Source organism: Mesorhizobium argentiipisi (SeqCode) (assembly GCF_037179585.1).
Taxonomy (GTDB): Bacteria; Pseudomonadota; Alphaproteobacteria; order Rhizobiales; family Rhizobiaceae; genus Mesorhizobium; species Mesorhizobium argentiipisi.
Genome location: NZ_JAPYKO010000008.1, coordinates 1 through 17,310, shown reverse-complemented (window position 1 = coordinate 17,310; position 17,310 = coordinate 1). Strand labels below are relative to the sequence as shown.

Below are 17,310 nucleotides of genomic sequence, written 5' to 3'. Positions count from 1 at the left end.
TGACACCCACGAAGGCATAAAGCGCAAAGGCGCTGAAATGAAAGGGCAGGAGATGAGCACGATCCGCGAGGCTGGCGCAGGCGTAGGCGCGTCCAAGGTGATGCCGCTGCCGGCGCGCGCCGCCGCCAACACGCCGGTGCCGCTGGAGCACGGCATTGCCCGCAACCCCGGCATGAAGCTCGATCTCGGCTTCCTGGAATCGGTGCGCAGCGTCAACCGCTCGGCGCTGGAGCGCCGTGTTGCGACGCTCACCAAGCGGCGTTCGATCAAGGCCGACAACCAGGCCGCCTGGCTCTTGCGCGCCATTGCCTGCATGGACCTCACCACGCTGAACTCCAACGACACCGACGAGCGCGTGCGCCGGCTTTGCGCCAAGGCGATCAACCCGTTGCGCCGCGATATCGTCGAGGGTCTCGGCATATCAGGCCAAACGATCCGCCCGGCGGCGGTCTGCGTCTATCATCCCTTCGTGGCCACGGCAGTCGACGCTGTGCGCGGCACCGGCATCCATGTCGCCGCCGTCTCGACTGCTTTCCCGCACGGCTTGGCGCCGCTCTCGACCCGCCTGCAGGAGATCGAGGCTTCGGTGAAGGACGGCGCCGACGAGATCGACGTCGTCATCCCGCGCGGCCTGGTCTATGGCGCCAAGTGGCGCGAGCTGTTCAACGAGATCGTCGCCATGCGCGCGGCCTGCGGCGATGCGCATCTCAAGGTCATTCTCGGCACCGGCGACCTCGCCACTTTGCGCAATGTCATGCTCGCCTCGATGGTGGCGATGATGGCGGGCGCCGATTTCATAAAAACCTCGACCGGCAAGGAAAGCGTCAACGCCACGCTTCCCGTCGGCCTTGCCATGGTGCGCGCCATCCGCGCCTATTTCGAGGAGACCGGCTATCTCATCGGCTTCAAGCCGGCCGGCGGCATCTCCACCGCCAAAGTCTCGCTCGACTGGCTGGTGCTGATGAAGGAAGAGCTCGGCCGTCCCTGGCTCGAGCCGGACCTGTTCCGCTTCGGCGCGTCCAGCCTGCTCACCGACATCGAACGCCAGCTCGAACATCATTTGACCGGCCACTATTCGGCCAACCACCGCCACGCGATGGCGTGAGCTTCCACCCTCCCCCTTGTGGGGAGGGTCGCCGCGCAGCGGCGGGGTGGGGTCAAAAGAACTAAAAACAGCCAGTCCAATGAACGAAACCATCAGCCATTTACCCCCACCCCGGTCGGCTTTGCCGATCGACCCTCCCCGCAAGGGGGAGGGTAAAGGAGGCGCCCCATGAACATCCTCGAACGCTATCACGCCATGGAATACGGCCCGGCGCCGGAAGCCCGCAATGAGGCCGACGCCTGGCTCGCCGGCCGCGATTTTTCCAAGGCGCTGTTCATCGACGGCGCATGGAAGGCGGCGGCAGGCGGCAGGACATTCGAGACCAGCGAACCCTCCTCCGGCAAGCTGCTTGCCAAGGTCTCAGATGCGGGCGCCGCCGACATCGATGCCGCGGTCGTTGCTGCGGCAAAGGCGCTGCCGAAATGGTCGGCATCCTCGGGCTATGCCAGAGCGAAAGTGCTCTATGCCATCGGCCGCGCCATGCAGCGCCATCAGCGCCTGTTCGCGGTGCTGGAATCGATCGACAACGGCAAGCCGATCCGCGAGAGCCGCGACATCGACGTGCCGCTGGCGATCCGCCACTTCATCCATCATGCCGGCTGGGCGCAGACGCTCGAGAAGGATTTTCCCAACCACAAGCCGGTCGGCGTCGTCGGCCAGGTCATTCCGTGGAACTTCCCGCTGCTGATGCTGGCCTGGAAGATCGCGCCGGCTCTGGCCGCCGGCTGCACGGTGGTGCTGAAGCCGGCCGAATTCACGCCGCTCACCGCTATATTGTTTGCCGAGATCTGCGAGCGGGCCGGCGTGCCGAAAGGCGTCGTCAACATAGTCCAGGGCGGACCGGAGGCCGGTGCGGCCATCGTCAATCATCCCGGCGTCCAGAAGATCGCCTTCACCGGCTCTTCGGAAGTCGGCAAGATCATCCGCAAGGCCACCGCCGGGTCGGGCAAGAAACTGTCATTGGAGCTCGGCGGCAAGTCGGCTTTCATCGTCTTCGAGGATGCCGATCTCGACAGCGCCGTCGAAGGTCTGGTCGACGGCATCTGGTTCAACCAGGGCCAGGTCTGCTGCGCCGGCTCGCGGCTGCTGGTCCAGGAAGGCGTCGCCGAAGCCTTCATCGCCAAGATCAAGGTCAGGATGAGCCGGCTGCGCGTCGGCAGCCCGCTCGACAAGAACACCGATATCGGCCCGCTTGTCGACCGCACCCAGCTCAACCGCGTCAAGGGTCTCATTGCCGAGGGGGCGAAACAGGGCGCCGTCTGCTGGCAGCCGGACGCCGCTTTGCCATCCTCCGGCTATTATCACCTGCCGACGCTTGCGACGGGTGTGTCGCCGGCTAACATACTGGCGCAGGAAGAGGTGTTCGGGCCGGTGCTGGCGACGATGAGCTTCCGCAACACCGAGGAAGCGATCGAGCTTGGTAACAACACGCGCTACGGCCTGGCTGCTTCGGTGTGGAGCGAGAACATCAATCTGGCCCTGCATGTCGCGCCGCAATTGAAGGCAGGCGTGGTATGGATCAACGGCACCAACATGTTCGACGCCGCCTGCGGCTTTGGCGGCTATCGCGAAAGCGGTTTTGGCCGCGAGGGCGGCCGCGAAGGCATGTTCGAATATCTGGCGGTGAAGTTGCCCGTCGGACCTGTCATCAAGCCGACAGCCTCCGGCTCCGCCCAGCCGGTCGAACAGGCCGACGGCACGGCGATCGATCGCACGGCAAAGCTGTTCATCGGCGGCAAGCAGGCGCGGCCGGATGGCAACTATTCACTCGCCATCGCCACCGCCAAGGGCAAGCTTGCCGGCGAAGTCGGCCTCGGCAACCGGAAGGACATCCGCGACGCGGTCGCCGCTGCGCGCGCCTGCAAGGCCTGGCCGGAAGCGACGGCCTTTAACCGCAGCCAGGTGCTCTATTATCTCGCCGAGAACCTTTCGGGCCGCGCCGATGAGTTCGCCGCGCGCCTTGTCCAGTTGACCGGCGCGACGGGGAAAGCCGCGCGGGAGGAGGTCGAGCTGTCGATCGAGCGGCTGTTCCTCTATGCCGGCCTCACCGACAAGTTCGAGGGCCGCGTCCACCAGCCGCCGGCCCGTGTCGTCACGCTTGCCTTGCATGAGCCGGTTGGCGTCGTCGGCATCGTCGCGCCGGACAACCAGCCGCTGCTCAACTTCATCTCGCTGGTCGCGCCGGCGCTTGCCATGGGCAACACCGTCGTCGCCGTCCCGTCTGAGCGGCATCCGCTGCTGGCGACCGACCTCTACCAGGTGATCGAATATTCCGACTTGCCTGCCGGCGCCATCAACATCGTCACCGGCCGCAGCGCCGAGCTCGCCGGCGTTCTGGCCAAGCATGACGATGTCGACGGGCTCTGGGTGTTCGCCGATGCCGGCATCTGCGCCAAGGCAGAGGCCGACTCCATCGGCAACTTGAAGCGGGTCTGGACCGGCAACGGCCGCACGCTCGACTGGACCTCGAGCGAGGCCGCCGGCGAACCGTTCCTGCGCCGCGCCATCGAGGTCAAGAACGTCTGGGTGCCCTACGGCGACTGATGCCTCCGCACGAGGCACGCCCGCACCCCGCGTGCCGGAGCCGTTTTGGCTGCTGTCGCAAAGGGTGATGGCGTTCGGGCTTGACGCTTATGCAGGTGTTCTTTAACCAGAAAAAACATCTTTATCTGTGGGCAAGAACTTAGGCCGTACTGTGCTGGCGGTCTGGCGCATGACGCCCGGACCGGCCATCGATAGACGCGGACGCACTAGGCAGGCGAGGAGAAAAACATGGCGGATCTGGCAGGTAAAGTGGTGGTCGTCACCGCGGCGGCGCAAGGCATCGGCCGGGCAAGCGCGCTGGCTTTCGCCAAGGCGGGCGCGACCGTTCACGCCACCGATATCGACGAGCCGCTGCTGGCCGAGCTGGCCAAGACATCAGGCATCAAGACCCGCAAGCTCGATGTGCTGAACGACGCTGCCGTCGCCTCTGCCTTCGCCGAGATTGGCCGCGTCGACGTGCTGTTCAACTGCGCCGGTTTCGTCCATGGCGGCTCCATCCTCGAGATGAAGGACGAGGATCTCGACTTCGCGCTCAACCTCAACGTCCGTTCGATGATCCGCACCATCCGCGCCGTGCTGCCCGGCATGCTGGAGCGCGGCGACGGCTCGATCATCAACATGGCCTCGCTGGCGAGTTCGCAAAAGGGCGTGCCGAACCGCTTCGTCTACGGCCTGACCAAGGCGGCCGTGGTCGGCCTGACCAAAGCGGTCGCCGCCGATTATGTCGCCAAGGGCATTCGCTGCAACGCCATCTGCCCCGGCACGGTAGAAAGCCCGTCCCTGCAGGACCGCATGCATGCGCAGGGCGACTATGAGGCGGCGCGCGCCGCCTTCATCGCCCGCCAGCCCATGGGCAGGCTTGGCACGCCGGAAGAAATCGCCGACCTCGCCGTCTACCTGGCCGGCGCCACCTACACGTCGGGGCAGGCCTACAACATCGACGGCGGCTGGTCGATCTGAGGGATCGGAAAGGGCTTGGCAGGGAGATCGGGGTTCTGCATCGATCAGTCTGAAAATCCCTTTCGCCGGATCGCCCGATGCGGCGTTCGCGCTTGCCGGCGATCAGATCGATGGCTACGGTCCGCCCGGCTTTTCGCAACCTCACCCAATCGAAACGAATTTTGCAAAATGGCTTCAGGCCGCACCTTAGGAGAAGAATGATGAAGTTGTTGCGCTATGGCGAAGCTGGCAGCGAAAAGCCCGGCCTGCTCGATGCGGATGGCACGATCCGTGACCTTTCGGCTCATGTCGCCGATATCGCCGGTACGACGCTTCATCCGGCCTCGCTGGAGACGCTCTCAAAGCTCGATCCGAAGTCGCTGCCGGTGGTCCCTGGCAAGCCGCGCCTGGGCGCCTGTGTCGCCGGCACCGGCAAGTTCATCTGCATCGGCCTGAACTATTCCGATCACGCCGCCGAGACCGGCGCCACCGTGCCGCCAGAGCCGATCATCTTCATGAAGGCAAGCTCCGCGATCGTCGGGCCCGATGACGACGTGCTGATCCCGCGCGGCTCGGTCAAGACCGACTGGGAAGTCGAGCTCGGCGTGATCATCGGCAAGACGGCAAAATATGTCTCGGAGGACGACGCGCTGGATTATGTCGCCGGCTATTGCGTCGCGCATGACGTTTCCGAGCGCGCCTTCCAGGCCGAGCGCCAGGGCCAGTGGACCAAGGGCAAGTCCTGCGACACCTTCGGCCCGACCGGCCCGTGGCTGGTCACCAAGGACGAGGTCGCCGACCCGCAGAACCTGAAGATGTGGCTGACCGTCAACGGCAAGACCATGCAGAACGGCTCGACCAGGACCATGGTCTATGGCGTGAAGTACCTGGTGTCTTATCTCAGCCAGTTCATGTCGCTGCATCCCGGCGACATCATCTCCACCGGCACCCCGCCCGGCGTCGGCCTCGGCATGAAGCCGCCGGTGTTCCTGAAGCCCGGCGACGTCGTGGAACTGGGCATCGAGGGATTGGGCCAGCAGAAGCAGACCTTCAAGGCGGATGAGTAGCGCGGACTTTTCGTTCTCTCCTTTTGGTATTCCGGAAAGAGAGAAGGTGGTTTCGCGCCCTTCCTCTCCCCCGTCGATCGGGGGAGAGGTGGCTCGGCGAAGCCGAGACGGAGTGGGGGCTCGACCACTCGTCAAGACCAACATCAAGGGTCCAAAGAATTCATCATTCGCTGTGCCGAGGCGCCCGCACTAGCGCCGCGGTTCCTGCTCTACGGCTTCGACTTGGGTCTAGGTCTTCCCCCACTCCGTCGCCGTTTCGCGGCGCCACCCCTCCACCCTCCGGAGGGAGAGGAAAGAAACGCCGCCTACCTCAGCACCTTCCCATCCGCCCCGAACCTATACGTCTTCGCCGCATCCGGCGTCGCGTAGAGCGTCGCGCCCGGCTCGGCATTGTAGACGCCGAAGATGCGCACGGTGACCAGTCCCGCCTTCTCGCAGTCGAGATAGAGATTGGTGTCGGCGCCGAGATGCTCGGCATGCACGACCGTGCCTTTCCAGGCGCCGGACTTCGCGTCGACGGTCAGATGTTCCGGCCGCACCCCCATGGTCTTCGCCGTCTCGCCCAGCCTGGCGCCGTCGATGAAATTCATCTTCGGCGAGCCGATGAAGCCGGCGACGAATTCGTTGGCCGGCGAATTATAGAGCTCCATCGGGCTGCCGATCTGCTCGATGCGGCCGGCGTTGAGCACCACGATCTTGTCGGCTAGCGTCATCGCCTCGACCTGGTCGTGGGTGACGTAGATCATCGTCGCCTTCAGCCGCCGGTGCAGCTGCGCGATCTCAAGCCTGGTGTTGACGCGCAGCGCCGCATCGAGGTTCGACAGCGGCTCGTCGAACAGGAACAGTTTCGGTTCGCGCACCACGGCGCGGCCGATGGCGACGCGCTGGCGCTGTCCGCCCGACAGCTCCGCCGGCCGGCGCTCGAGATAGGGCTCGAGCGACAGCATGGCGGAAGCGATCTTGATGCGGCGTTCGATCTCGGCCGCCGGCGTGCCGGCCTGCTTGAGCCCCAGCGCCATGTTGTTCTTCACCGTCAGATGCGGGTAGAGCGCATAGGTCTGGAACACCATGGCGATGCCACGCTTCGCCGGCGGCGTGACCGAGACGTCCGCGCCGTCGATCAGCACGCGGCCGGAGGTCGAATCCTCCAGGCCGGCGATCACGCGCAGCAGCGTCGATTTTCCGCAGCCCGACGGGCCGACGAAGACGACGAACTCGCCATCCGTCACTTCGAGGTCGATGCCCTTCAGCACCTCGACCGGCCCGAAAGCCTTCTTCACATTCTCGATCTTCAGCGAGCCCACGGCTTCGTTCCTGTTCTAGAGTTTCACGGTGTTGCCGCTGCGCACGCTCTCGTCGGCGGCGAGGCAGACGGCGAGCGACTTCACGGCATCGTCCATGTGGCGGGTGAGGTCGATATTTTCGCGGATGGCCTTGAGCAGGAAGGCCTGCTCCAGGTCGCAGAGCTCCTGGTGGCCCGGCTCGCCCTCCATCGACAGCAGCTGGTCTTCCTTGGCGAATTTGCCGTCCGGTCCGGTCGCCGCACTGTGCAGGCGGATGGTCGAGGTCTTGGTGTGGGTGTCGATGTCGTCGGACTTCACACCCTCCTTCATGACGATCGAGACGCAGCCCTTGGGCGACATCACGTCCTTCACGAAGAAGGCCGTCTCCGAGATCATCGGCCCCCAGCCGGCCTCGTACCAGCCGACCGACCCGTCCTCGAACAGCACCTGCAGGTGGCCATAATTGTACATCGACGGCGCCACCTCGTCGCTGAGCCGCACACCCATGCCGCGCACCTCTATTGGCCTGGCATCGGTGATCTGCAGCATCACGTCGAGATAATGCACGCCGCAGTCGACGATCGGCGACGTCGTCCGCATCAGCTGCTTGTGCGTGTCCCAGGTGTGGCCGGAGGATTGCTGGTTGAGGTTCATGCGGAACACATAGGGGCCGCCGAGCTTGCGCGCCTCGGCGATCAGCCGCATCCAGGACGGATGGTGGCGCAGGATATAACCGATCACCAGTTTCCTGCCGTTGGCTTTGGCGGCATCGACGACGCGCTGCGCGTCGGCAACCGTCGTCGCCAGCGGCTTTTCGACGAAGACATGGCATCCCGCCTCGAACGCGCGCACCGCATAATCGGCGTGGCTGTCGGAATAGGTGGCGATCGCCGCGACGTCCGGCTTCTCGTCGCGCAGCGCGTCATCGAAGGAGCGCCTTATGCCGTAGCCGCCGAGCCCGTCCGGCAGCGGCACGTCGGAGCGGTTGACGAGTGCGGCGATCTCGAAGCCCGGATTGGTATGATAGGCCAGCGCATGGCTGCGCCCCATATTGCCGAGGCCGGCGACCACAACGCGAAGAGGGGTTTTATCGCTCACCTGACTGCTCCACTTTTTCCTGAGAGGGTGAATGCGCCGACGGAGAGTTGTAGGGCTCCATTCACTTCACCGCTCCCGACGTGATGCCGCGGATCAGCTGCCGCGAGAAGATGACATAGAGGATCAGCACCGGCAGGATCGCCAGCGACAGCGCGGCCAGGATCGCATTCCAGTTGGTAACGAACTGGCCGAGGAAGAGCTGCGCGCCCAGCGTCACCGTCTTGGTCTCTTCCGACGGCGCCAGGATCAGCGGGAACCACAGATCGTTCCAGATCGGGATCATGGTGAAGACGGCGACCGTCGCCATGGACGGGCGCACCAGCGGCAGCACCAGCCGGAAGAAGATCGTGTATTCCGATAGTCCGTCGATGCGTCCCGCATTCTTCAGGTCGTCGGACACCTGTTTCATGAATTCGGACAGGATGAAGATCGCCAGGGGCAGGCCTTGCGCGGTGTAGACCAGGATCAGCGCCGTCAGCGTGTTGACGAGCCCCGTCGCCACCATCAGCTGCAGGATGGCGACGGTGCCGAGGCGGATCGGGATCATGATGCCGAGCGCGAGGTAAAGCCCCATCATCGTGTTGCCGCGGAAGCGGTATTCCGACAGCGCGAAGGCGGCCATCGCGCCGAACAGCAGCACGAAGAACAGCGAGGCGACGGTGACGACGAGGCTGTTCTGGAAATAGTGGATGAAGTCGCCCTGGCCGAACACGGTGGTGTAGCCGATCAGGTCGAACGTTTTTGGCGTCGGCGGCGTCAGCGGCGCGCCGAAAATACCCGCGCGCGACTTGAACGAATTCATCACCACCAGGATCACAGGAAACAGCGCGATCGCGGTGTAGGTCAAAAGGATCGCATGCGCGCCGACGGCGCGGGGAAGCGAACGGGTGGCTGTGCTCATGGCGCGCCTCAGAACTGGTAGCGACGCAGGCGCGTCTGCACGAGGAACAGGTAGACGCAGACGCCGGCGAGGATGATCAGGAACATGATCGTGGCGATCGCGGCGCCCATGTTGGGATCGCCGACCTGCAGCTGGAAGCCGAAGAAGGCGCGGTAGAGGAAGGTGCCGAGGATGTCGGTCGAATAGTTCGGCCCGGCGAGCGCCCCCTGCGCCGTGTAGATCAGGTCGAAAGCATTGAAGTTGCCGACGAAAGTCAGGATCGAGATGATGCCGATCGAGGGCAGGATCAGCGGCAGCTTGATCTTCCAGAACTGCGCCATGCCGGTGACGCCGTCGCATTCGGCCGCCTCGATCACCTCGTCGGGGATCGACAGCAATGCTGCATAGATCAGCATCATCGGGATGCCGACAAACTGCCAGACCGAGACCAGGCTGAGCGCGGTCAGCGCATATTGCTCCTTGCCGAGCCACGGCGTGAAGAAGCTCTTCAACCCGACGAAATCCATCAGATGCGGGGCCACGCCCCAGATCGGCGACAGGATCAGCTTCCATGCGAAACCGACGATGACGAAAGACAGGATCGTCGGCACGAAGATCGCCGTGCGGTAGAAGGCGGTGAAGCGCAGCCTGGGGCTGGAAAGAAGCGCCGCGAGCAGGATGCCGATCGGGTTCTGCACCAGCATGTGGATGATGAAGAACCAGACATTGTTGCGCAGCGCATTCCAGAAATTCACCGACCAGTTCGGATCACCGAACAGCGTGCGGAAATTGCCCAGTCCGACAAAGACCTGGGACTGTTCGATGTTGCGGAATAGCGAGAGCTGGAGGGTGCCGAACAGCGGCAGGATCATGAATGCGGTGTAGACCAGCACCGCCGGCGCCAGGAAGACGCCGACATGCCAGCGGATCGGTCTTTTCGCTCGCGTTTCTGCAGCCATAAGTTTGGTATCCATGAGTTCGGTTCCCCGCCGTCTCTGGGTTCCAGTTCAGGTGATGCTAGCTGATGCCTCGACGCACGGCCCGCTCGTCCCTATCGGAGGAAAAACAGGCCAGCGACAGATCGGCTCCGTCTTCCCCGCAAGGTGAGGGTAAGACCGGGAGGCTGCGCCGACAATCGCTATCTGGAAGTGTTCGAATGCCGGCCGGGCGTGCCCGGCCGGCATCGCAATCGATGCTCTTACTTCGCCGGCTTATACCAGCTGTCGAGGCCGTCCTGCAGCTTCTTGGCCGCGGCTTCCGGCGTGTCGGTGCCGTTGATCACATTGGCCGATTCAACCCAGGTCTCGTTCTCGAGGTTCGGAGTGCCGCGCGACAGGATCTGGTAGGTCGAGCGGATCGTCGACTTGCACTTGCCGCGCCAGGAGACGAATTCCTGCGCCAACGGGTCTTCCATCTTCACCGGCTTGCTGTTCAGGCTGAAGAAACCCGGCAGCGCATTGGCATAGATGGTGGCGAAATCAGGCGAGGCGACCCATTCCAGGAACTTCTTGGCTTCTGCCTGATGCTTCGAGGCCGCGTTCAGGCCCATGCCGATGTCGGTATGGTCGGAGATGTAGCAGGTGTCGCCGGCCTTCTCGACCGGCGGCGGGAAGGCGCCCATCTTGAATTGCGCCTGTGTGTTGAACAGGCCGATCTCCCACGAGCCGGCCGGATAGATGGCGGCGCGGCCGAGCGTGAACAGGTTCTGGCTGTCTGGATAAGTCTGCGCCTCGAAGCCGTCGCCGAGGTAAGGCTTCCACTTCGCCAGCTCCTTGAAGGGCTCAACCCACTGCGGATCGGTCAGCTTCTGCTCGCCCTTGATCAGCGCCAGGCGGCCTTCCTCGCCCTTCCAGTAGTTCGGGCCGACATTCTGGTAGCCCATGGTCGCGGCTTCCCAGAGGTCCTTGGTGCCCATCGCCATCGGAATGTAGGTGCCGTCGGCCTTGATCTTGTCGAGCGCCGCGAAGAACTCGTCGCGGGTCTGCGGCACCTTGATGCCGAGCTTGTCGAAGGCGTCCTTGTTGTAGATGAAGCCGTGGATCACCGAAGCCATCGGCACGCAGAAGCTCGATTTGCCGTCGTCGGTCTGCCAGGCGGCCTTGGCGACGGGCGAGAAGTTCTCCATGCCGGGCAGCGAGCTGATATCGGCAAGGTTGCCCTTCTTGAACAGTTCGAGCGACTTGTCGAAGGGGCGGCAGGTGATCAGGTCGCCGGCCGATCCGGCGGCGAGCTTGGCGCCCAGCGCCGCGTCATACTCGGTCGGGGCCGAAGGCGCGAACACCACCTTGATGCCGGGGTTCTTGGCTTCGAAGGCCGGAATGAGCTTGTCCTTCCAGATGGTCAGGTCGTCGCCGCGCCAGCTTTCGATGTTGAGCGTCACGTCCTCGGCCAGCGCCATCCCGGTCGTGCCGAGGATGCTTGTGCCGAGCAGAAGGGCCGTCAGTAGTTTGGTCTTCATCTTCAGTCTCCCTGTTGACCTTTTTCAGGTTCGGTTTTGAGAACAGGGGCTCAGCGCCCCTTGCTCCCCTCGATCGCGGAAAGCGCCGGCCGAAGCTTCTGGCCGGTTCCTTCCAGTATCTTCTCGGCCGCGTCGGCGTTGGCGGCGCCCGCGGCGAGCAGAATGGCGGTTTTGACGACGCCGCCGCTCTCCTCGAGCAGGCGGGCGGCGTCTTCGCGGCTCTTGCCGCTGATGGCGGCGACCATGCGCACGGCGCGGTCGCGCAGCTTGATGTTGTCGGCGGTGAGGTTGACCATGTAGCCGTCATGGACATAGCCGAGATGGATCGCGGTCAGCGTCGACAGCATGTTGAGCGCGATCTTCTGCGCGGTGCCCGCGCCCATGCGCGTCGAGCCGGCGATCAGCTCAGGCGGGGTTTCGAGCAGGATGGCGACGTCGGCCTGCTTGAACAGGACGGCGCCCCGGTTGTTGGCAATGGCGATGGTGGCGGCGCCCCGGCTGCGCGCGTCTTCGAGCGCCCGCACGGCATAGGGCGTGGAACCGCTGGCGGAGACGGCGATCAGGCAGTCGCCCTTGCCGATCGCAGCCGCGGCAACCGCCGCCGCCGCTTCCTCGGTGTCGTCCTCCGGTCCGCCCGCCAGCGTGCGGAAGGCCTCGTCGCCGCCGGCGATCAGGACGGCGATGCGGTCGCGCGCAATGCCGAAGGTACCCGGCAGTTCCAGCGCGTCGGCCACCGCCATCAGACCGGAGCTGCCGGCCGCCGCGTAGGCGAGCTTGCCGCCGCCCTTCAATTGCTTCGCGATGAGTTCGGCGGCTACGGCAATCGCCGGGATGGCGCCATGCACGGCCTTGCTGGCCTCGATCTGGGCGTTGGCCAGGAACGCCAGAATGGCTTCCGGGGCCTGGACATCCAGCCCCTCGGCATTCTGGTGGAGCGCTTCCGTGCGCGTCTCGGCCATCTATTTCCCTCCAACTGAGCGAACAATACCAAAAAAATACCACTTGTCCACACGCATTAACGAATTTCCAGCTGCGGACTTCGCTCGGCGGCAAATTAGCGTGCGCCTTCAATAAAATATGGCTTAATCTTTTTTGAGCCGAAATTAACTCTTGGCTATTGGTATTTTATTGGTATTATCCGGCCCCGAGGAGAAATCGCGTGAAATTCGTGCTTGGCATCGATGGCGGCGGCACCAGCTGCAGGGCGGCCCTTGCGACCGTCGACGGCGCCGTCCTCGGCCGCGCCAAGAGCGGCGCCGCCAACATTCGTACCGACCTCACCGGCGCTCGCGCCAACATCGTCGAGGCGGCACGGCAGGCTTTCTTGGCCGCGGGCGAGGATCCGGAGTTGATCCCGCAAACACCGGCCGTTCTCGGCCTCGCCGGCGCCAATGTCGGCACCTACCGGCAGCAGCTCGAAGCGATCCTGCCCTTCAGCAAGAGCCGCGTCGAGACCGATGCCGAGATCGCGCTCGAGGGCGCGGTCGGGCCCAGTGACGGCGCCATGGCGATTCTGGGCACCGGCACTGCCTATATGGCGCGTAAGGAGGGCAAGTCGCGCGCGATTGGCGGCTGGGGTTTCCAGGTCGGCGACCAGGGCAGCGGCGCCCGCATCGGCCGCGACCTGCTCGAGCAGACGCTGCTTGCCTATGACGGCATCCGTCCGGGATCGCCTTTGACCGACGCCATGCTCGCCGTCTTCCGCAACAATCCCGAAGACGTGGTCGAATTCACCACCAACGCCAAGCCCGGCGATTTCGGCGGCTTCGCGCCAAAGGTCTTCGAGCATGCCGAAAAGGGCGATCTCGTCGCCAATTTTATCCTCGACAAGGCAGTCGCCGATGTCGAGGCGTCGCTCGGCGCGCTCGATCTTGCCGACGATGCTCCGCTCTGCCTGCTCGGCGGCCTGGCGCCGCTTTATGCGCCGCGCCTTTCGGCGCGCTATCAGGCGCTGCTCAAAGCCCCGCTCGACGACGCGCTGGGCGGCGCCGTGCAGATAGCCCTGCGCATCTTCGCAGGTGGCTCGGAGGCCGGCCGATGAGCGCCGCCGACCAGATCTTCGCCATGTTGCCGGAGGCGTCGCGATGAGCGCCGCCGACCAGATCTTCGCCATGTTGAAAGAATCCTCGCAAAGCGGCGCGCCGCTTTACCTGCAGCTCAGGCGCAGCATCGAGGAAGCGGTCAATCGCGGCCTGATCGGTCCGGGCGACGCGCTGCCCTCCGAGCGTGACATCGCCAGCAAGGCCGATATTTCGCGCGTGACCGTGCGCAAGGCGGTGCAGGACCTGGTCAAGGGCGGCATCCTCGTCCAGCGTCATGGCTCGGGCACCTTCGTCGCGCCGCGCATGGAGCGCGTCGAGCAGTCCCTGTCGCGGCTCACCTCCTTCACCGAGGACATGGCGCGCCGCGGCATGAATGTGCGTTCGGTCTGGCTCGACCGCGGCCTCTATGCGCCGTCGCCGGATGAGATGATGGTGCTGGGCCTCTCCTCGACAGAGCTGGTGGCGCGCGTCGCGCGCCTGCGCATCGCCAACGACACACCGCTGGCGATCGAGCGCGCGGCGCTCTCGGCCAGCGTCCTGCCCGACCCCGAAGCGATCGGCTCGTCGCTCTATGCGGCGCTGGGCATGACCGGCAATCGCCCGGTCCGCGCCGTGCAGCGCATTTCGGCCACCAATCTCGGCGACGCCGATGCGCGGCTGTTGGAGGTGCCGCCGGGGGTTGCCGGACTGCAGATCGAGCGCATTTCCTATCTGGCGAGCGGCAAGGTGATCGAGTTCACCCGCTCGGTCTACAGGGGCGACGCCTACGATTTCGTCGCGGAACTCCGGCTGACCGGGCCGGGAGAGGAGATCCGGCCATGAGCGCCAACACCACCCATATGCGGCGCGAGATCGACGAGATCCCTGAAGCCGCCGCCCGCCTTCTCGACGGCTCGGCCTCGGCTTTGGCCGAAGCGGGGCGCGGCCTGCGCGAGCGCGATCCCCACTTCGTCGTCACCGTGGCGCGCGGCTCGTCCGATCATGCCGCGACATTCATGAAATATGCCGTCGAGCTGACGGCGGGCCTGGCGGTCGCTTCCGTTGGGCCGTCGATCGCGTCGATCTATGGCGCCAGGTTGAGACTCCGAGGCTCGGCCTGTCTTGCGGTCTCGCAGTCGGGCAAGAGCCCCGACATCGTAGCCATGGCCGAAACCGCGCGGGCCGGCGGCGCGCTCACCGTCGCCATCACCAACACGGCCGATTCGCCGCTGGCTCGCGCCTCCGACTTTGCCATTGATATCCTGGCGGGGCCGGAACGCTCTGTCGCGGCCACCAAGACCTTCGTCAACTCGACCGTTGCCGGCCTTGCGCTGATGGCGCATGCCACCGATGACCGAGCACTGCTTAAGGCGCTCGCCGGCCTTCCCGGCCATTTCGAGAAGGCGATCGCCTGCGACTGGATGGCACTCGCCGGCGCTTTGGAGAACCCGCAATCGCTGTTCATCCTCGGCCGCGGCCCGTCCTTCGCGATCGCCAGCGAGGCGGCGCTGAAATTTAAGGAAACCTGCGCCATGCATGCCGAGGCCTACAGCGCCGCCGAGGTCATGCATGGGCCGCTGGCACTGGTCGGGCCGGGTTTCCCGGTCCTGGCGCTTGCCGCGCGCGATGCGTCCGAACCCTCGCTCGCCGAGGCGGCCGACGGTCTGACGGCCAAGGGCGCCGCCGCCTTCATCACCTCCGACAAGGCGAAGGCCGCGCGGCTTCTGCCGCATGTCGCCACCGGCCACCCGCTGACCGATCCGCTGCCGCTGATCGTGTCCTTCTACGGCTTCGTCGAGGCCTTCGCGCGCCATCGCGGCCTTGACCCGGACACGCCGCGCAACCTGCGCAAGGTGACGGAAACCGTATGAGCGACCGTTTCGCACTCGCCGGCGCCCGCATCTTCGACGGTGCCGACTGGCATGACAACGCCGCCCTTGTCGTCAAGGGCGATGTCGTCGAAGCCATCCTGCCCGCCGGGGCGATTCCGTCCGGCGTTTCGACGGTCGAGACCGGCGGCGGCCTGCTGGTGCCCGGTTTCGTCGACATCCAGGTCAATGGCGGCGGCGGCGTGATGCTCAACGACCATCCCGACGTCGCCTCGATCGAGACCATCTGCCGGGCGCATGCGCCTTTCGGCACCACGGCGCTGCTGGTGACGCTGATCACCGACACACCGGCGATCACCGCCGCGGCGATCGCCGCCGGCGCCGAGGCGGCCAGGGAGAAGGTGCCGGGCTTCCTCGGCCTGCATCTGGAAGGTCCGCATCTCTCCATCGCCCGCAAAGGCGCGCATGATCCAGCGCTGATCCGGCCGATGACCCACGCCGACCAGGCGGCGCTGATCGCGGCGCGCCAACAGCTCCCCGTCCTGCTCACCACGATCGCGCCGGAATCGGTCGAGCCGGCCCGCGTCACGGCGCTCGCCAAAGCCGGCGTTGTCGTCAGCCTCGGCCATAGCGATACTGACTACACGACGGCCACCGCCTTCGCCGAAGCCGGCGCCACGGTGGTCACGCACCTCTTCAACGCCATGAGCCAGATCGGCAACCGTGAGCCGGGCCTGGCGGGCGCGGCGATCGACACCGGCGGCATGTACGCCGGCATCATCGCCGACGGCATCCATGTCCATCCGGCGACGATGATCCTTGCGCTGCGCGGCAAGCAGGGACCGGGCAAGATCGTGCTGGTCACCGACGCCATGGCGACGATCGGCACCGACATGACCTCCTTCACGCTCAACGGACGCACCATCTACCGCAAGGACGGGAGTCTGCGGCTTGCCGACGGCACGCTGGCCGGCGCCGATCTCGATATGATTTCCGCCGTGCGCTACGTCCATCGCGTCGTCGGGCTCGATCTCGACGAAGCCCTGCGCATGGCCTCGCTCTACCCCGCCGAGGCAATCGGCCAGGCGCACCGGCTCGGTCGTTTCGCCAACGGGACAGCGGCCGACATTGTTGGACTGTCGGAGGGGCTGGATGTCAGAAACGTCTGGATCGGCGGCGAGAAGGTTTTGGGAGCGTAGGCCTTTCGGTCGTCATCCTCGGGCAGGTTTTACCGGGACAGACATTTTCTGACCATGAAGATTTGAGGCCTGCTGCTTATGAGCCTTAAAATGTATCAGGGGTTTTTGGGAGTTTCGCGACAAAAGAGATGCGCGGAAGGTAGACTAAGGCTTACGTACCGTGACCTTTGGTGCGCCGTCTTCGCCGACCTCGATCTTGATGCGTTCATCGCTAGGGATAGGTGGAGGTGCCACACTGGTAACTTTTACATCCTCCAGGCGATCCTCGGCTAGAAGTTCCTTTCCTTTTGCCGTTTTAAGGCGTTCCAGTTGATCGATTATGATCCCGGACATCTTTGCCTTCCGATGAACACGAAATTAGGCGAGAGCGCTCACGAAGAGATGTATGTCATCGCGGCATGGTCTGCAAAGCAAATAGTACAACAACCGCGGTAATTGGAATAATAGCGCCTAGGCAGTAGAAGAAATAAGCTATCGTTGCCCGGCTGTTCCCCGTCCGTTAATGCTCCTTCAAAATATCGGCAACGCCATAGGGCGCAACGGTGCAGAATTCTGCAACGTTACAAGCGCCTTGGCGTCACGGCATGGCAACTGTGTTCATGCGAATGCGGTTTTGTCGCGAATGATGGCGTTGAGGACGACCAGGAGCTTCCTTGCGACGGCGATGATAGCGAGCTTCTTGGAGCCCGACCGGGCAGCAAGTGCGGTGTAGAAGGTCTTGAAGCGCTCACAGGTTCGAATGGCAGTGAGGGCTGCCATGTAGAGGGCGCGGCGCACGCGTGATCGCCCGCCCTGGATCTGGCTCCTGCGGTTGAGCTTGCCGCTCTTGTTGTCGAACGGGGCAAGGCCGACCAGTGCCGCGATCGCCTTGGGCGAGCGCTGGCCGA

At 64.6% G+C, this 17,310-nt stretch carries 16 protein-coding genes; 8 read left to right on the top strand and 8 right to left on the bottom strand.

Annotation, left to right across the window (positions count from 1 at the left end; genetic code table 11):
- The first annotated feature begins 52 nt into the window (after positions 1-52).
- The 4 genes from deoC (at position 53) to O7A05_RS13450 (ending at position 5,655) form a co-directional block, all read left to right on the top strand.
- A complete protein-coding gene (gene deoC, locus O7A05_RS13465) occupies positions 53-1,105 on the top strand; it encodes a deoxyribose-phosphate aldolase (protein WP_337093581.1) in 1,053 nt (350 codons plus the stop codon).
- Positions 1,106-1,273: 168 nt separating this feature from the next.
- A complete protein-coding gene (locus O7A05_RS13460; protein ID WP_337093580.1) occupies positions 1,274-3,649 on the top strand; it encodes an aldehyde dehydrogenase family protein in 2,376 nt (791 codons plus the stop codon).
- A gap of 228 nt (positions 3,650-3,877) precedes the next feature.
- Entirely contained in the window at positions 3,878-4,609 is a 732-nt protein-coding gene (locus O7A05_RS13455; RefSeq protein ID WP_337093579.1) for an SDR family oxidoreductase, read from the top strand.
- A gap of 200 nt (positions 4,610-4,809) precedes the next feature.
- Positions 4,810-5,655: a fumarylacetoacetate hydrolase family protein gene (locus O7A05_RS13450; protein WP_337093578.1), complete on the top strand. Its 846-nt coding sequence runs from the start codon at positions 4,810-4,812 to the stop codon at positions 5,653-5,655.
- Between the two features lie 305 nt (positions 5,656-5,960).
- Here O7A05_RS13450 and O7A05_RS13445 read toward each other — a convergent pair whose 3' ends face one another.
- From O7A05_RS13445 to O7A05_RS13420, 6 genes are all read right to left on the bottom strand, one after another.
- Entirely contained in the window at positions 5,961-6,959 is a 999-nt protein-coding gene (locus tag O7A05_RS13445) for an ABC transporter ATP-binding protein (RefSeq protein ID WP_337093577.1), read from the bottom strand.
- 15 nt (positions 6,960-6,974) lie between these two features.
- Positions 6,975-8,036: a Gfo/Idh/MocA family protein gene (locus tag O7A05_RS13440; RefSeq protein WP_337093576.1), complete on the bottom strand. Its 1,062-nt coding sequence runs from the start codon at positions 8,034-8,036 to the stop codon at positions 6,975-6,977.
- 61 nt (positions 8,037-8,097) lie between these two features.
- Positions 8,098-8,937, bottom strand: coding sequence for a carbohydrate ABC transporter permease (locus O7A05_RS13435; RefSeq protein WP_337093575.1), 840 nt, complete (start codon positions 8,935-8,937; stop codon positions 8,098-8,100).
- Positions 8,938-8,945: 8 nt separating this feature from the next.
- Positions 8,946-9,875, bottom strand: coding sequence for a carbohydrate ABC transporter permease (locus tag O7A05_RS13430; protein ID WP_128259962.1), 930 nt, complete (start codon positions 9,873-9,875; stop codon positions 8,946-8,948).
- A gap of 239 nt (positions 9,876-10,114) precedes the next feature.
- Positions 10,115-11,374, bottom strand: a complete 1,260-nt coding sequence (locus O7A05_RS13425) for an ABC transporter substrate-binding protein (RefSeq protein ID WP_337093574.1) — start codon at positions 11,372-11,374, stop codon at positions 10,115-10,117.
- A 50-nt stretch (positions 11,375-11,424) separates the two neighbouring features.
- Positions 11,425-12,333 carry an N-acetylmuramic acid 6-phosphate etherase gene (locus O7A05_RS13420; RefSeq protein ID WP_337093573.1) on the bottom strand — a complete coding sequence of 303 codons (909 nt, stop codon included), beginning with the start codon at positions 12,331-12,333 and terminating at the stop codon, positions 11,425-11,427.
- Positions 12,334-12,533: 200 nt separating this feature from the next.
- On the opposite strand from O7A05_RS13420, the gene O7A05_RS13415 reads away from it, so the two are divergent.
- The 4 genes from O7A05_RS13415 to nagA are packed head-to-tail and all read left to right on the top strand — an operon-like array spanning position 12,534 to position 16,423.
- On the top strand, positions 12,534-13,415 hold the full coding sequence (locus tag O7A05_RS13415) for a glucosamine kinase nucleotide-binding domain-containing protein (RefSeq protein WP_337093572.1): 882 nt from the start codon (positions 12,534-12,536) through the stop codon (positions 13,413-13,415).
- 43 nt (positions 13,416-13,458) lie between these two features.
- Entirely contained in the window at positions 13,459-14,238 is a 780-nt protein-coding gene (locus O7A05_RS13410; RefSeq protein WP_224588455.1) for a GntR family transcriptional regulator, read from the top strand.
- Entirely contained in the window at positions 14,235-15,266 is a 1,032-nt protein-coding gene (locus O7A05_RS13405; RefSeq protein WP_337093571.1) for an SIS domain-containing protein, read from the top strand. Before O7A05_RS13410 ends, O7A05_RS13405 begins: the two co-directional genes overlap by 4 nt.
- A complete protein-coding gene (gene nagA / locus O7A05_RS13400; protein WP_337093570.1) occupies positions 15,263-16,423 on the top strand; it encodes an N-acetylglucosamine-6-phosphate deacetylase in 1,161 nt (386 codons plus the stop codon). The genes O7A05_RS13405 and nagA overlap by 4 nt, the downstream gene beginning before the upstream one ends.
- A gap of 144 nt (positions 16,424-16,567) precedes the next feature.
- Here nagA and O7A05_RS13395 read toward each other — a convergent pair whose 3' ends face one another.
- Positions 16,568-16,756, bottom strand: a complete 189-nt coding sequence (locus tag O7A05_RS13395; RefSeq protein WP_337093569.1) for a hypothetical protein — start codon at positions 16,754-16,756, stop codon at positions 16,568-16,570.
- A gap of 264 nt (positions 16,757-17,020) precedes the next feature.
- Positions 17,021-17,310 (bottom strand): transposase (locus O7A05_RS13390; RefSeq protein ID WP_135879549.1); only part of this gene is annotated, 290 nt, incomplete at its 5' end.

What these genes read in the sequence shown, in the direction of transcription:
- deoC (WP_337093581.1), top strand. Translation starts at nt 53, where the DNA reads ATGAGCACGATCCGCGAGGCTGGCGCAGGCGTAGGCGCGTCCAAGGTG.
- O7A05_RS13460 (WP_337093580.1), top strand. Translation starts at nt 1,274, where the DNA reads ATGAACATCCTCGAACGCTATCACGCCATGGAATACGGCCCGGCGCCG.
- O7A05_RS13455 (WP_337093579.1), top strand. Translation starts at nt 3,878, where the DNA reads ATGGCGGATCTGGCAGGTAAAGTGGTGGTCGTCACCGCGGCGGCGCAA.
- O7A05_RS13450 (WP_337093578.1), top strand. Translation starts at nt 4,810, where the DNA reads ATGAAGTTGTTGCGCTATGGCGAAGCTGGCAGCGAAAAGCCCGGCCTG.
- O7A05_RS13435 (WP_337093575.1), bottom strand. Translation starts at nt 8,937, where the DNA reads ATGAGCACAGCCACCCGTTCGCTTCCCCGCGCCGTCGGCGCGCATGCG.
- O7A05_RS13430 (WP_128259962.1), bottom strand. Translation starts at nt 9,875, where the DNA reads ATGGCTGCAGAAACGCGAGCGAAAAGACCGATCCGCTGGCATGTCGGC.
- O7A05_RS13425 (WP_337093574.1), bottom strand. Translation starts at nt 11,374, where the DNA reads ATGAAGACCAAACTACTGACGGCCCTTCTGCTCGGCACAAGCATCCTC.
- O7A05_RS13420 (WP_337093573.1), bottom strand. Translation starts at nt 12,333, where the DNA reads ATGGCCGAGACGCGCACGGAAGCGCTCCACCAGAATGCCGAGGGGCTG.
- O7A05_RS13410 (WP_224588455.1), top strand. Translation starts at nt 13,459, where the DNA reads ATGAGCGCCGCCGACCAGATCTTCGCCATGTTGAAAGAATCCTCGCAA.
- O7A05_RS13405 (WP_337093571.1), top strand. Translation starts at nt 14,235, where the DNA reads ATGAGCGCCAACACCACCCATATGCGGCGCGAGATCGACGAGATCCCT.
- nagA (WP_337093570.1), top strand. Translation starts at nt 15,263, where the DNA reads ATGAGCGACCGTTTCGCACTCGCCGGCGCCCGCATCTTCGACGGTGCC.
- O7A05_RS13395 (WP_337093569.1), bottom strand. Translation starts at nt 16,756, where the DNA reads ATGTCCGGGATCATAATCGATCAACTGGAACGCCTTAAAACGGCAAAA.